The 13,478-nt window shown below is 63.4% G+C and carries 12 protein-coding genes and 1 pseudogene; 6 read left to right on the top strand and 7 right to left on the bottom strand.

Annotated features, from left to right (window positions below):
* The first annotated feature begins 13 nt into the window (after positions 1-13).
* On the top strand, positions 14-934 hold the full coding sequence (locus QSV36_RS05485; RefSeq protein ID WP_289130617.1) for an iron-sulfur-binding ferredoxin reductase: 921 nt from the start codon (positions 14-16) through the stop codon (positions 932-934).
* A gap of 109 nt (positions 935-1,043) precedes the next feature.
* On the opposite strand, the gene pyk is transcribed toward QSV36_RS05485, so the two are convergent.
* Positions 1,044-2,498, bottom strand: coding sequence for a pyruvate kinase (pyk, locus tag QSV36_RS05480; protein ID WP_289130614.1), 1,455 nt, complete (start codon positions 2,496-2,498; stop codon positions 1,044-1,046).
* 205 nt (positions 2,499-2,703) lie between these two features.
* On the opposite strand from pyk, the gene QSV36_RS05475 reads away from it, so the two are divergent.
* The 3 genes from QSV36_RS05475 to sbcB all read left to right on the top strand — a co-directional run bounded on the left by QSV36_RS05475 (position 2,704) and on the right by sbcB (position 5,045).
* A complete protein-coding gene (locus QSV36_RS05475) occupies positions 2,704-3,087 on the top strand; it encodes a tetratricopeptide repeat protein (protein WP_170032275.1) in 384 nt (127 codons plus the stop codon).
* A 123-nt stretch (positions 3,088-3,210) separates the two neighbouring features.
* The gene (locus QSV36_RS05470; protein WP_225779114.1) at positions 3,211-3,570 is read left to right on the top strand and encodes a PilZ domain-containing protein; all 360 of its coding nucleotides are present in this window, start codon (positions 3,211-3,213) and stop codon (positions 3,568-3,570) included.
* A 41-nt stretch (positions 3,571-3,611) separates the two neighbouring features.
* Positions 3,612-5,045, top strand: a complete 1,434-nt coding sequence (sbcB, locus tag QSV36_RS05465; RefSeq protein ID WP_289130609.1) for an exodeoxyribonuclease I — start codon at positions 3,612-3,614, stop codon at positions 5,043-5,045.
* An 84-nt stretch (positions 5,046-5,129) separates the two neighbouring features.
* Here the strand turns inward: sbcB and mvaT are convergent, their stop codons facing one another.
* The gene (gene mvaT, locus QSV36_RS05460) at positions 5,130-5,507 is read right to left on the bottom strand and encodes a histone-like nucleoid-structuring protein MvaT (protein ID WP_170032265.1); all 378 of its coding nucleotides are present in this window, start codon (positions 5,505-5,507) and stop codon (positions 5,130-5,132) included.
* A gap of 283 nt (positions 5,508-5,790) precedes the next feature.
* Here mvaT and purU point away from each other — a divergent pair, with 283 nt between their 5' ends.
* The gene (purU, locus tag QSV36_RS05455; protein ID WP_112250408.1) at positions 5,791-6,642 is read left to right on the top strand and encodes a formyltetrahydrofolate deformylase; all 852 of its coding nucleotides are present in this window, start codon (positions 5,791-5,793) and stop codon (positions 6,640-6,642) included.
* Positions 6,643-6,897: 255 nt separating this feature from the next.
* On the opposite strand, the gene gpgF is transcribed toward purU, so the two are convergent.
* The 5 genes and pseudogenes from gpgF to QSV36_RS26000 form a co-directional block, all read right to left on the bottom strand.
* Positions 6,898-7,890: a glucosaminyl phosphatidylglycerol flippase gene (gene gpgF, locus QSV36_RS05450; RefSeq protein WP_289130605.1), complete on the bottom strand. Its 993-nt coding sequence runs from the start codon at positions 7,888-7,890 to the stop codon at positions 6,898-6,900.
* Positions 7,887-8,651, bottom strand: coding sequence for an N-acetylglucosaminyl phosphatidylglycerol deacetylase (gene gpgD, locus QSV36_RS05445; RefSeq protein WP_289130603.1), 765 nt, complete (start codon positions 8,649-8,651; stop codon positions 7,887-7,889). The genes gpgF and gpgD overlap by 4 nt, the downstream gene beginning before the upstream one ends.
* Entirely contained in the window at positions 8,644-9,765 is a 1,122-nt protein-coding gene (gene gpgS, locus QSV36_RS05440; protein ID WP_289130602.1) for an N-acetylglucosaminyl phosphatidylglycerol synthase, read from the bottom strand. Before gpgS ends, gpgD begins: the two co-directional genes overlap by 8 nt.
* 176 nt (positions 9,766-9,941) lie before the next feature.
* Complete coding sequence (locus tag QSV36_RS26005) at positions 9,942-10,706, bottom strand: methyl-accepting chemotaxis protein (RefSeq protein ID WP_406822286.1); 765 nt, start codon at positions 10,704-10,706, stop codon at positions 9,942-9,944.
* A 93-nt stretch (positions 10,707-10,799) separates the two neighbouring features.
* A pseudogene (locus QSV36_RS26000) lies at positions 10,800-11,816 on the bottom strand (HAMP domain-containing protein); the annotation flags it as partial.
* Between the two features lie 166 nt (positions 11,817-11,982).
* On the opposite strand from QSV36_RS26000, the gene QSV36_RS05430 reads away from it, so the two are divergent.
* Positions 11,983-13,458 (top strand): helicase HerA-like domain-containing protein, encoded by a 1,476-nt coding sequence (locus tag QSV36_RS05430; protein WP_289130596.1) that lies wholly within the window; start codon positions 11,983-11,985, stop codon positions 13,456-13,458.
* The last annotated feature ends 20 nt before the right edge of the window (positions 13,459-13,478 follow it).

The following is a 13,478-nucleotide window of genomic DNA, read 5'->3' as shown; positions in this document are numbered from 1 at the left end:
AGAAAGACCGACCATGCCCGAACTTTGCGTGGGCGAGCGCCGCTGGGCGGTGCCGACCGGCAGCAACCTGCTCGATGCCCTGAACGAGGCAGGGTTCAACGTGCCCTACAGTTGCCGCGCGGGCAGCTGCCATGTCTGCCTGGTGCATTGCCTGGCCGGGCAACCGCTGGATGCCCGGCCCGATGCCCTGGCGCTGGACAAGCATGCGCAGGGTTGGCGCCTGGCGTGCCAGTGCCAGGTGGTCGACGACCTGCGGGTGGCGCTGTTCGACCCGCAGCAGGATGGCGTAGCGGCGGAGGTCTGTGCGCTGGATTGGTGCGGCGATGTGTTGCGCTTGCGCTTGCGGCCGGAGCGGGTGGTGCGTTACCAGGCCGGGCAGCATGTGGTGCTATGGCATGCTGCGGTCGCGCGGCCCTATTCGCTGGCCAGCCTGCCGGGTGAGGACGATTTCCTCGAGTTCCATATCGACTGCCAGCGCCCTGGCGCCTTTTGTGACAAGGCCCGTGGTTTGCAGCCGGGGGATGTGTTGCGCCTGGGGGAATTCAGGGGCGGCGCCTTGCATTACGACCCGGACTGGCAGGACCGGCCGCTGTGGTTGCTGGCGGCGGGCACCGGGCTGGCGCCGTTGTGGGGCATCCTGCGCGAAGCGTTGCGGCAGGGGCATCGGGGCGAGATCCGGCTGCTGCACGTGGCGCGAGAGCGGTCAGGGCACTATTTGGCAGAGCCGCTGCTGAAGTTGCCAGGGGTGGAGGTCGAGCTGGTGCTGGCGGAGCAGCTGGAGGACGTGCTGGCCGGCTTGCGGCCGTCATCGCGGCAGACGCTGGCGCTGCTGTGCGGGGCGCCGGCGAGTGTCGAGCGGTTTGCCCGGCGGCTGTTCATTGCCGGAGTGCCGCGGGGGCAGGTGTTTGCTGATGTGTTTGTTGAACACGCCTGAGGCGTATGGGTTGCTTGTGCTGGCCTCATCGCGACCTTTGGTCGCTCCTACGGGGGATGGCGATTTCCTGTAGGAGCGACCGCAGGTCGCGATCAGGTCTCAAAGGCTATCAGCCGACCAGCGGATCACCCACGTGCAGGATCTTCATGCCGTTGGTGCCGCCGATGGTGTGGTAGCTGTCACCCTTGGTCAGGATCACCCAGTCACCTTGCTCCACCAGGCCGCGCTTGAGCAGCTCGTCGACCGCTGCCTGGCTCACCTTGTCGGCCGGCAGCGAGGCCGGGTCGAAAGCAATCGGGTACACGCCGCGGAACATCGAGGCGCGCGCCTGGGTGGCGCGGTGTGGCGACAGGGCGAAGATCGGCACGTGCGAACGCAGGCGCGACATGATCAGCGGGGTGTAGCCACTCTCGGTCAGGGCGATGATCGCCTTCACGCCCGGGAAGTGGTTGGCGGTGTACATGGCCGCCAGGGCGATGCTTTCGTCGCAGCGCTCGAAGGTGGTGTGCAGGCGGTGGCTGGACTTCTGGCTGGTCGGGTGCTTTTCGGCACCCAGGCAGATGCGGGCCATGGCCTGGACGGCTTCGATCGGGTAGGCACCGGCGGCACTTTCTGCCGACAGCATGACCGCGTCGGTGTTGTCCAGCACGGCGTTGGCGACGTCGGACACTTCGGCACGGGTCGGCATCGGGTTCTGGATCATCGACTCCATCATCTGGGTCGCCACGATCACCGCCTTGTTGTTGCGGCGGGCGTGCTGGATGATCTTTTTCTGAATGGCGATCAGCTCGGCGTCGCCGATTTCCACGCCCAGGTCACCACGGGCGACCATCACGGCGTCGGAGGCGGCGATCAGCTTGTCGAGGGTCTCGTCGTCGGCAACGGCTTCGGCGCGTTCGATCTTGGCCACCAGCCAGGCGTTGCCGCCGGCTTCGTCACGCAGCTTGCGCGCATATTCCATGTCGCTGGCGTCACGCGGGAAGGACACGGCCAGGTAGTCCAGGTCCATTTCCGCGGCCAGCTTGATGTCGGCCTTGTCTTTTTCGGTCAGGGCTGGTGCGGTCAGGCCGCCACCTTTACGGTTGATACCCTTGTGGTCCGACAGCGGGCCGCCGATGATCACCACGCAGTGCAGGGCGTCTGCAGTGGCAGTTTCGACGCGCATGACCACGCGGCCATCGTCGAGCAGCAGTTCGTCGCCGACGCCGCAGTCCTTGACCAGGTCGGGATAGTCGATACCGACGATGTCCTGGTTGCCTTCGGTCAGCGGGTGGGCGGTGGAGAAGGTGAACTTGTCACCGATCTTCAATTCGATGCGCTTGTTGGCGAACTTGGCGATGCGGATCTTCGGACCCTGCAGGTCACCCAGCAGCGCGACATGGCGGCCGTTCTTGGCGGCGATGTCACGGATCAGGCGGGCGCGGGCCTTGTGCTCGTCCGGGGTGCCGTGGGAGAAGTTCAGGCGTGCCACGTCCAGGCCGGCGAGGATCAGCTGTTCGATCACTTCCGGCGAATTGCTGGCGGGGCCAAGGGTGGCGACGATTTTGGTACGGCGGATGGTCATGCACAGACTCCTATAGTGAAGCGCAGCGAAAGGCTACTCCTGAATCTCGCTGTAGTCATTGTTCCGTTGCACTACCTGCGACCTTCCGGGTCAGGGCAACTGCTGACCAGCTACAGATTGAAGGGTGAGCGGCACGGGCGCTGATTCCACTGAACTGAAGAAAACCCGATCCCGGCCGATATACTTGCCATCAAAGGAGATCCCCATGCGCGCCCTGATCGTTTTTGCCCTGGCTGCCAGCGCCGTCGGCTGTACCCGCTGGTCGATGGACCACCACCTGAACAATGCCTACCGTGCCTACGACCGTGGCGACTGCCAGCGGGTCATGCTGGAGTTGTCGCAGGTCGACCGTACTAGCCGCGCGCGGCCGTTCATCCACCCCGAGGTGTCGCTGCTGCGTGGCCAGTGCCTGGAGCGCCAGGCGTTGTACGTAGATGCTGCGCAGACTTACCAGTACCTGATCCAGCAATACCCGGGCAACGAGTATGCCTATCGCGCCCAGGCGCGCCTGCAGACCCTGGAAAAACTGGGCCACCTGCGCGGCGAAGCGGCTGTGGCCAGCCCAGTGCAGAGCGCACCTTGGCGTTAACACCAAGGTGTGATTCATTTCACGGGATTTGCTGCGTGCGCTGCGCTAATCTGTAAATCAGCTGTTACAACAACCGCCAGTTCATCGTATTCCTGGCCCCTGGGTACGGACTGCACTGCGATCATGTTCAACAAGCGCCATATAGAACGTCATCAACTGCCTTGTGTCCTCAAGGTGTTCAACCGCTTGACCGGCCAGGCCATCGGCCAGTTGGGCAACGCCTCGGAAGACGGGCTGATGCTGATCAGCCAACTGCCTGTGCTGGTAGGGCCCGACTACGAACTGCAGTTGCGCCTGCCGTTGACCGGCGGCGGGCATCAGTTCGTCAACCTGACCGCCAGTTGCCTGTGGTGCCGCGAAGACCAGACCCCCGGCCACTACGATTCGGGCTTCATGTTGCTGCAAGCGCCCCGCGAGTACGACGACTTCGTCGGTTCGTTGCGTGGCTATTTCAGTTTTCTTCCCGCCGACGCTTCGGTCTGAGGCTGCGCTAGAATCGGTCGACCTTGATACAGGACGACCCCGTGACCTCAAGCATTTTCTGGCACGACTACGAAACCACCGGCATCAACCCCCGTTGCGACCGGCCGTTGCAAGTGGCCGGCGTGCGCACCGACTTCGACCTCAACGAAATCGACGAGCCGATCAGCCTTTATTGCCGGCCCTCCGACGACATACTGCCGCACCCGGCTGCCTGCCTGGTAACCGGCATCACTCCGCAGCAACTGGCTGAACAAGGGCTGTGCGAAGCCGAGTTCATGACCCGGGTACATGAGCAACTGGCCCGGCCAGGCACCTGTGGCGCTGGCTACAATACCCTGCGCTTCGACGACGAGGTGACCCGCTACAGCCTCTACCGCAACTTTTTTGACCCCTATGCCCGTGAATGGCAGGGCGGCAACAGTCGCTGGGACCTTATCGACATCGTGCGCACGGCCTACGCCCTGCGCCCTGACGGAATCGAATGGCCGCAGCAGGACGGGCGTGTCAGCCTGCGCCTTGAACTGCTGAGCAAGGCCAATGGCATCGAACACGGTCATGCCCACGAAGCACTTTCCGACGTGCGGGCCACCATCGCCCTGGCGCGTCTGATACGCCAGAAACAGCCAAAGTTGTATGAGTGGCTGTTCCAGTTGCGCAACAAGCATAAAGTCATGGAGCAGGTGCGTTTGCTACAGCCCCTGGTACATATATCCGGGCGTTTTTCGGCGGCACGCAACTACCTGGGTGTCGTATTGCCACTGGCGTGGCACCCGCGTAATCGCAATGCCCTGGTTGTCTGCGACTTGTATCAGGAAACCCTACCGTTACTACGGGAAAGTGCTGAAGTTCTGCGTCAGCGCTTGTATACCCGCCATGATCAACTGGCGGAGGGCGAACTACCCGTGCCGTTGAAACTGGTACAGATCAACCGCTGCCCGGTACTCGCGCCACTTTCGGTACTGCGCCCTGCCGATCAACAACGGCTGGGCCTGGATTTGACCGCGCTGCAATTGCGCGGCGAAGAACTGGCCAGGCAACAGTTGCAATGGCAAGACAAGCTGGAACACATCTACGGCGAGGAAGACTTCGCCGCGAACGACGACCCGGAACAACAGTTGTATGCCGGTTTTCTCGGCGATCGTGACCGCCGCTTATGCGAGCAAGTTCGTGCGCTGGAGCCGGCGCAGTTAGGCCTTGGGCACTGGATGTTCGACGACCCGCGCCTGCCGGAATTGTTGTTCCGCTACCGGGCGCGCAACTTCCCCGACACCTTGAGCGGCGAAGAGCGACAACGCTGGTTCAGCTTCTGCCAGCAGCGCCTGAGCGACCCGAAATGGGGCGCGCCGAATACCCTGGGCGACTTCGAGCAAGCGCGCCAGCAGGCCTGGGCGGGCGCTGACGAGGCGGGGCGGCGTGTGCTGGAGGCCTGGCGTGAGCACGCCCGGCAGTTGCAGGCCAGGTTTGCAATTGGCTGAATGCCAGGGTAAACGCAGGGAAACAAAAACGCCGGCAGGATGCCGGCGTTGTTAATGCGATAAGCAACAGGCGTAGATGGACAATCAGTCCAGCAGGGTCGCCCAGCTTTCAACCACATCGCCACCCCATTTGGCTTTCCATTCTTTCAGCGTCTTGTGATTGCCGCCTTTGGTTTCAATCACTTCATTGTTGTGTGGGTTCTTGTATTGCTTGACCTTGCGCGCACGCTTGGTGGCGGTAGTCTTGACGGCACCGCGAGGCGCTTTGCTCAGTTTCGAATCGGGGTCGAGCAGGGCAATCACGTCGCGCAGCGACTTGGAGTATTCGCCCATCAGGTTGCGCAGTTTGCCTTCGAACTCCAGTTCTTTCTTCAGCTTGTCATCCTGCGACAGATTGGCCAGGCGAGCTTGAAGTTCCTTGATAGCCTCTTCGGTGGCGCGGTATTCGTTGATCAGGGACATGGAGTGTTCCTTAATGCGTGTTCAGAAATGTGTGGGCCAATAATAGACAGGCGATCCGCTCAAGTAAATATATTATTGGGCGGTTAACTGTTAATTAAGCTGTGACAACATTTCTCCAAGTGAACAAAAATTTACATTTAACCCCTGCATTTGTCCTGTCTGTCAGATGCTGTGCGTAGCCTGCAGGGTAAGGTTCACAACCTCGGGCGGCAGCGATCAATACTGCGTTTTTGCTGGCGGGCCGCTAGAATGGGCGCCTTTGCGAAGTTCTGGAGTCTCATTCATGCGCACCTATCGTCTGGTGATCGCTTGCCCCGACCGTGTTGGCATCGTGGCGAAAGTCAGTAATTTCCTGGCCTTGTACAATGGCTGGATCAACGAAGCCAGCCATCACTCCGATGAGCAGAGTGGCTGGTTCTTCATGCGTCATGAAATTCGCGCCGAATCGCTGCCGTTCGGTATTGAAGCCTTCCGCGAAGCGTTTGCGCCGATCGCCGAAGAGTTCTCCATGACCTGGCGGATTACCGACTCGGCACAGAAAAAGCGCGTAGTGCTGATGGCCAGCCGCGAATCGCACTGCCTGGCCGACCTGCTGCACCGCTGGCACACCGATGAACTGGACTGTGAGATCCCTTGCGTGATCTCCAACCACAACGACCTGCGCAGCATGGTCGAGTGGCATGGCATTCCGTTCTTCCATGTACCGGTCGACCCCAAGGACAAAACCCCGGCATTCGCCGAAGTGTCGCGCCTGGTGCAGGAGCACGCTGCCGATGTGGTAGTGCTGGCTCGCTACATGCAGATCCTGCCGCCGCAGCTGTGCCAGGACTATGCCGAGAAGGTGATCAACATCCACCACAGCTTCCTGCCGTCGTTCGTCGGCGCCAAGCCCTACCACCAGGCTGCACTGCGCGGTGTGAAGCTGATTGGTGCGACCTGCCACTACGTTACCGAGGAACTCGATGCCGGCCCGATCATCGAGCAGGATGTGGTGCGGGTCAGCCATGCCGACAGCATCGATGACATGGTCCGCTTTGGCCGTGACGTGGAGAAGATGGTGCTGGCCCGTGGCCTGCGCTATCACCTGGAAGACCGCGTGCTGGTGCACGGCAACAAGACTGTGGTATTCGACTGACAGGCTCGGGTTGGCTGTGGGATGCGTGACGCAGTGCCGGACCGCGGTTCTGTGAGGGCCTGCCTTGTGTCACGATGGGGCGCAAAGCGCCCCCGGCAATCTTGAAGGGAACAGCAATGACCAGGCAGCGCAACCAACCTACCGCCACCGCCCCACCCACCCTCGGCGAAGGCTGCCTGGCCCGCTACGACCCCGCCGCCCTGGCCGACAGCGACGGTACCGAGTTTCCTGGCGCCGCCGAGCTCTGGCAGCAGCTCAACCCGCCTGACGCCGCCAGCGCTCAAGCAACGGCCGCGCCAGCAGAAACACGAATACCGGGCCACCCGCCAACAGGTAGAAGTAGTAGGTAACTGCCCGCCATATCACGATCGCCGCCGCCGCGGTCGAACTGCCCACCAGGGGCGTCAGCAGGCTCGCCGAGGTCAGCTCGGCGGCACCGGCACCGCCTGGCAGCAGGCTGAACTGGCCGGCACTGAGCGACAGCATCTGCACCAGAAAGCTGGGTATCCACGCCAGGTTCACCCCCAGCCCCTGCAACACCAGGTACAACACGCTGTAGCGCAGCCCCCAGTGCACACAGGTCAGGGTGAAAACCAGGATCAGCGTGCGTTTCGGCAGGTGCCAGGTTTGCGCCAGGGCATTGATGAAGTGCAGCAGTTTGCGCGCCCAGCGGCGTTTGCGCTGCGGGCTGATGCCCAGGTGGCGCACCAGCCGGCCATTCAGGCGCATCACCGTGCGCCGGTAGCGCAACAGCCCGAGCACCGCGGCCAAGGCCGTGCACAAGAGCAACGCGCTGCCCAGGAGCATGCCTTGCTGGCTACGCCCCAGGCTGTGGAACAAGGCGTAGCCGGCGATTGCCAGCATGGCGCAGAAGAAGAACACCAGGTCGTTCAACTGGTCCATGGCGAACACCGCGCCGCTGCGCGCCGGGCCGATGCGATCGCGCGCCAGCAGCGCCATCAGGGTCAAGGGGCCGCCACTGCCGCCGGGCGTGGTGCAGATGGCAAACTCGGTAGCCATCACCACGCCCAGGCTGCGCAGGCGCCCGAGCCTCGCACCTTGCTGGCCGAGCAGCAGGCGCAGGCGAACGGTGTTGATGACCCAGCACAGCAGGATCATGCCAAGCAGGGTCAGCAGCAGGCTGGGGTCGAAGCGCTGCAGTCGTGGCAGCAGCCCGCTGCCGCCGAGCAAGGCCGGCACCAGTACCGCGCCGAGCAGCGCCAGGCCCAGCCATGCCAGGCGGTTCATGCGCCGACCTTGCGGTCCAGCCAGGCCGACTTGGTCAGAGGTTCGCGGCCCTGGGCCAGGAGGGCGCGCAAAGTGTTCAACCAGTACTCGCGGGAGCTGCGATGACGCATGTCCACCGGGTGCAGGCCCAGGCGCAGGGTTTCGGCATTGCGCCAACGCCGGCATTGCCAGTCGCAGACCAGCCGCGACAGGCCGCGGCGCCAGGCGCTACGGGCGCTCCACACCAGGCCCGGGGCTTCGATCGCGGTGAACTCCGGCAAGCGATACAGGTGCTGCGGCGTGCTGGTGTAGCGCAACGGCAGTTGACGCAACGCCTGGCGGGTACCTTCGCTCATCAGCCAGGCGGGTGCGACGAACCCGGCCACTGGCCAGCCCTGTCGGCCGAACAGGTCCAGGCCATGCTGCAGTCGCTGCAGGGCCTGCTGCTGGTCGAGGGCATGGAACTCGCCTTCATGGGTATAGATACGGCGCATGAAATACTCGCTGGGCGTACGCGGGGAAGGGCCGTCATCGGCATGGTAATAGCCATGCAGGGCCAACTCGTCGCCCTGTGCCAGGCGCCGTTCGAGCAGACGGCAGAAGGCGGGCGAGCGCAGCAGTGGGTTGCGCTGGTGAAAGTCCGGTACCACCAGCCAGGTCATGGGCACGCCGCCGATGGCGTCGACTGCCTGGACAAAGGGTTGGTAGTCCGGCCAGGTCTCGGGGGCCACATCGTGCAACACCAGCATCAGGCTGCGTGCACCTGGCAACGGCTCAAGCATGGGCGCGTGCCTGCGGCTGGTGGCCGAGCACGGCCTGGTAGTGCTGCAGCAGGCCGGCAACCACGTTGTCCCAGGAATAATGCTGCTCGACGTGGCGGCGGGCCTGTGCCCCCAGTTTGCGTACGCCGGCCTCGAACGCCTCGCGCACGGCGTCCGCCATGGCCTGGCCATCGTTCGGTCGGCACAGGCGTCCGCAGTGTTCGTTGACGATCTCGCCGAACGCCCCGGCGCGCACGGCCACCACCGGCGTGGCGCTGGCCATGGCTTCGAGAATGACCAGGCCGAAGGTTTCCTGGTCGCCGGCATGCACCAGCAGGTCAGCGCTGGCCATCAGCCTGGCGACTTCCGGGGCAGGGCAGAAGTGGTCGATCACGCTGACATTCTGCGGCACGTTGGCCGGCATGTTCGAGCCTACCAGCAACAGGTGGTAAGGGCGGCCAAGGTGCTGCATGCAGTCGAGCAGTACCGGCAGGTTCTTTTCCCGCGAGCCCCGGCCAGCATAGATCAGCAAGCGGCTGGTATCGGCAATGCCCAGTTCGGCACGCAGTTGCGGGTCGCGTCGGCTGGGGTGGAAGGTGCCCAGGTCGACGCCCAGGCGCTGCACGTGCACGTCCCGCACGCCCAGGCGGCGCAGCTTGTCGGCCATGACCTGGCTAGGGGCCAGGACCCGGTCGAAATTGCCGTACAGCTTGCTGACGTAGGCCTCGACGTTGGGTGTGAACCAGTTGCCCATGCGGTTGCTGACCAGCAACGGCAGGTCGGAATGGTAGAAGCCGATTACCGGCACGTTCAGCTGGCGCCTTGCTTCCAGCGCTGCCCAGGCAGTCAGGTAGGGATCGCCGACTTCGATCAGGTCAGGCTTGAGCTGGCGCAGTACGTTGCACCAAGGGGCCAGGCGCACCGGGAAGCGGTAGCCGTTGCCGAATGGCAGCGGCGGTGCGGGTACCTGGTAGATGCCATCGGCATGTTGCGCGCTGGCGCCGGGTATCAGCAGGCTGTGGCGCACGCCGTGGATGGCGTCGAGGCGGTGGTGTTTGGCATCAAGATAGGTACGTACGCCGCCGCTGGCGGGGGCGTAGAACATGGTGATGTCGGCGATGTGCACGATCAGCATCCCTCCGGGATCGTCTTCGGGTCTGTCATCCGGCGGTAGAAAGCCGGCGATGACGCGCCTTAAAGTTGACCTTTCAGAAGGATAGTTTGTTCGATCGGGGTTGGCCGGGGGCAAGGCGGGGAGCGGTGTCGGCTCCTTCACGGGCGTGCCCGCGAAGAAGCCGACGCGTTCCTGGATCAGATACGGAAGCTGCCCACCAGCTGCTTCAGGCGGCTGGCCTGCTGCTCCAGGTCGGAACAGGCGCGCAGGGTGGCCTGCAGGTTCTCCACGCCCTCCTGGTTGAGCATGTTGATTTCGTTGATGTCCATGTTGATCGCTTCGACCACGGCGGTCTGCTCTTCGGTGGCGGTGGCCACCGACTGGTTCATCCCGTCGATTTCGCCGATGCGCACGGTCACGCTGTCCAGGCGTTCGCCGGCCTGGTTGGCGATCTGCATGCTGTCCTGGCTGTGGCGTTGGCTCTGGTCCATGGTCTCGACCGACTCGCGGGCGCCGACTTGCAGCTCTTCGATCATGGTCTGTACCTGCTGTGCCGATTCCTGGGTGCGGTGGGCCAGGTTGCGCACCTCATCGGCAACCACGGCAAACCCGCGCCCGGCCTCACCGGCACGGGCCGCTTCGATGGCCGCGTTCAGGGCCAGCAGGTTGGTCTGCTGGGAAATGCTGGTGATCACTTCGAGGATCTGGCCAATGTTGACGGTCTTGCTGTTGAGCGTCTCGATGTGCGCGCTGGAGGTGACGATCAGGTCGGACAGGCGGTTCATCGCCGCAATGTTGCGCTCCACCACCTGTTGCCCTTCCTCGGCCAGCAGGCGCGCCGAGCTGGCGTGCTGCGAAGCCTGGGCGGCGTTGCCGGCAATTTCCTGGGCCGCGGCGCCCAGCTCGTTGATGGCCGCGGCCACGCTGTTGGTGCGGTTGGCCTGCTCGTCGGAGTTGGTCATGGACGAGTTGGAGGCACTGATCACCCGCAGGGCCACTTCGTTGACCTGCTCGGTAGCCGAGGACACTTCGCGGATCGAACTGTGGATACGCTCGACGAAACGGTTGAAGGCGCTGCCCAGGATGCCGAATTCGTCGTGGTTGTGGATACGCAGGCGCTTGGTCAGGTCGCCTTCGCCTTCGGCGATGTCCTCCATGGCGCGGGTCATGGTGTGCAGCGGTTGCATCAACACGCGGATCAGCAGGCCGAGCAGGCCGATGATGATCACCACCGCCACCAGCGTGGCGATCACCGCCGAGGTGCGGAAGGTGCTGAGCATCGAGAAGGCCTTGTCCTTGTCCACCGACAGGCCGATGTACCAGTTGGCCGACGGCAGGCCGGTGATCGGGGTGAAGGTCAGCAGGCGGGTCTGGCCATCGCTCTGCACTTCGGTCAATTCACGGGTCAGTTTCGGCGTGTGCTGCGGGAACAGGTCCGACAGCGACTTCATCACCAGGTCTTTGTCCGGGTGCACCAGGATCTTGCCCTGGTCGTTGACCAGGAAGGCGTAGCCCATGCCGCCGAAGTTCAGCGAGTTGATGATCTGCACCAGGCCATCGAGGGCCAGGTCGCCACCGACCACACCGACGTTGCTGGCGATTTTGCTGATGATGCCGATGACCATCTTGTTGGTGGCCATGTCGATATACGGCTCGGTCAGGATGGTGCCGGTGGCATTCATGCCGTCCTTGTACCAGGGGCGGGTGCGTGGGTCGTAACCGTCCGGCATCTTCGTATCGGGGCGCACGCTGAAGCCGCCATCGACCTTGCCCGCGTAGACCGTGAGGAAGCTGGAAATAAGGGCATTCTGGCCCAGCAGGGTGTCGGAGCTGGCCGGCTCCTGGGCGATGTTCTGCGCCAGGTTTTCCACCAGCTTGATGCGGCCTTCGAACAGGTTGCGAATATTGTTCGAAGTGGAATCGCCCATTTCCGCCAGATAGCTTTCCAGGTCTTCGCGGATCGCATTACGCTGGAGGTAATCGTTGTAGAGCGTAAAAAGGCTGAAGGCGAGTATCACGATCAGTGATGCGGCCAAAAGAATCTTGTGGCTGAAACGAAGGCTTTTGTTCATGGCGTAATCGGTTCCGCTAAGGTTTGTATCAGGCGTCTGCACGCGAGGCATCGCAGCCGTGCAAGATCCCGAAAAGTCCCTTTTCGGTTGTCCCTCTCTATCAAGGCAAATATCACCCACAGGTATCGGCCGAATTCAGGTAAAGCTTGAGCAGAGGATTAAAGAGATGTCGGAACTTTCGACCATTGTTGTAGGCGCAGGCCCGGACGGTTTACCAGTCGGACAGGCAATGAGGCTAGCCAACCGCCATGGCCTGGTGGCGGGCGCCACCGGTACGGGCAAGACCGTCACCCTGCAGCACCTGGCGGAGGTATTCAGCGACGCGGGCGTGGCGGTGTTCGCCGCCGATGTCAAAGGCGACCTGTGCGGCCTGGGCGCTGCCGGCGCGCCGCAGGGCAAGGTGGCCGAGCGCATCGCGGGCATGCCCTGGCTGGGCCACACGCCGCAAGCCTACCCGGTGAGCCTGTGGGACATCGCCGGACAGTCCGGTCACCCGCTGCGCACCACCCTCAGCGAAATGGGGCCGTTGCTGCTGGGGAACTTGCTGGAACTGAGCGACAGCCAGCAGGCGGCGCTGTACGCGGCGTTCAAGGTGGCTGACCGTGAAGGCTTGCTGCTGCTGGATCTCAAGGACCTCAAGGCCCTGCTAGCGCACCTGAAAGACAACCCGCAACTGCTCGGTGAAGACAGTGCACTGATGACCACGGCTTCCACCCAGGCCCTGTTGCGCAGGCTGGCTACCCTGGAACAGCAGGGCGCCGAGGCGTTGTTCGGTGAGCCGGCGTTGCAGCTCGAGGACCTGCTGCGAGTTGGCCCGGATGGCCGTGGGCGCATCCACCTGCTGGACGCCAGCCGCCTGGTGCACGAGGCGCCCAAGGTGTATGCGACCTTCCTGTTGTGGTTGCTGGCCGAACTGTTCGAACAGTTGCCCGAGCGCGGCGATGCCGACAAGCCAGTGCTGGCATTGTTCTTCGATGAAGCGCATCTGCTATTCAACGATACGCCCAAGGCGTTGCAGGAGCGCCTGGAGCAGGTGGTGCGGCTGATCCGCTCCAAGGGGGTTGGGGTGTACTTCGTCACCCAGTCGCCAGGGGACTTGCCGGATGCAGTGCTGGCGCAACTGGGCTTGCGCATCCAGCATGGCCTGCGCGCGTTCACTGCCAAGGAACAGAAGTCGCTGCGCGCGGTGGCAGATGGTTTCCGCCCCAATCCGGCGTTCGACACCCTGGCGGTGCTGACCGAGCTGGGCATTGGCGAGGCGTTGGTGGGGACGCTGGAAGAAAAGGGTACGCCGGCGATGGTGCAGCGCGTGTTGATTGCACCGCCGCAGTCGCGTATCGGGCCGCTGGGCGCCGTCGAGCGTAGTGCGCTGATTGCGGCTTCCCCGCTGGCTGGGCGTTATGACAAGCCGGTGGACCGTGAATCGGCTTATGAAATGCTCAGCCAGCGCAAGGGCGAGCCGGTAGAGCCAGCGCCACAGCCTCAGGCGGATGAGGAAAGTTTTGCCGACAAGGCCGGCGAGTTTTTGCAGAGTGCGGCGGGGCAGGCGATCAAGTCGGCGGTGCGCCAGGCGGCCAACCAGTTGGGGCGGCAGTTGGTACGGGGGTTGATGGGGTCGTTGCTGGGAGGCAGGAAAAGGTAGGTTTCCTGTAACGGCGCCTT

It is taken from the genome of Pseudomonas sp. BCRC 81390 (assembly GCF_030341915.1).
Taxonomy (GTDB): domain Bacteria; phylum Pseudomonadota; class Gammaproteobacteria; order Pseudomonadales; family Pseudomonadaceae; genus Aquipseudomonas.
This window is presented reverse-complemented; position numbering and strand designations above follow the sequence as displayed.

Coding starts and splice junctions, on each gene's coding strand:
- QSV36_RS05485 (WP_289130617.1), top strand. CDS start 14: ATGCCCGAACTTTGCGTGGGCGAGCGCCGCTGGGCGGTGCCGACCGGC.
- pyk (WP_289130614.1), bottom strand. CDS start 2,498: ATGACCATCCGCCGTACCAAAATCGTCGCCACCCTTGGCCCCGCCAGC.
- QSV36_RS05475 (WP_170032275.1), top strand. CDS start 2,704: ATGCGCGCCCTGATCGTTTTTGCCCTGGCTGCCAGCGCCGTCGGCTGT.
- QSV36_RS05470 (WP_225779114.1), top strand. CDS start 3,211: ATGTTCAACAAGCGCCATATAGAACGTCATCAACTGCCTTGTGTCCTC.
- mvaT (WP_170032265.1), bottom strand. CDS start 5,507: ATGTCCCTGATCAACGAATACCGCGCCACCGAAGAGGCTATCAAGGAA.
- purU (WP_112250408.1), top strand. CDS start 5,791: ATGCGCACCTATCGTCTGGTGATCGCTTGCCCCGACCGTGTTGGCATC.
- gpgF (WP_289130605.1), bottom strand. CDS start 7,890: ATGAACCGCCTGGCATGGCTGGGCCTGGCGCTGCTCGGCGCGGTACTG.
- gpgD (WP_289130603.1), bottom strand. CDS start 8,651: ATGCTTGAGCCGTTGCCAGGTGCACGCAGCCTGATGCTGGTGTTGCAC.
- gpgS (WP_289130602.1), bottom strand. CDS start 9,765: ATGCTGATCGTGCACATCGCCGACATCACCATGTTCTACGCCCCCGCC.
- QSV36_RS26005 (WP_406822286.1), bottom strand. CDS start 10,706: ATGACCAACTCCGACGAGCAGGCCAACCGCACCAACAGCGTGGCCGCG.
- QSV36_RS05430 (WP_289130596.1), top strand. CDS start 11,983: ATGTCGGAACTTTCGACCATTGTTGTAGGCGCAGGCCCGGACGGTTTA.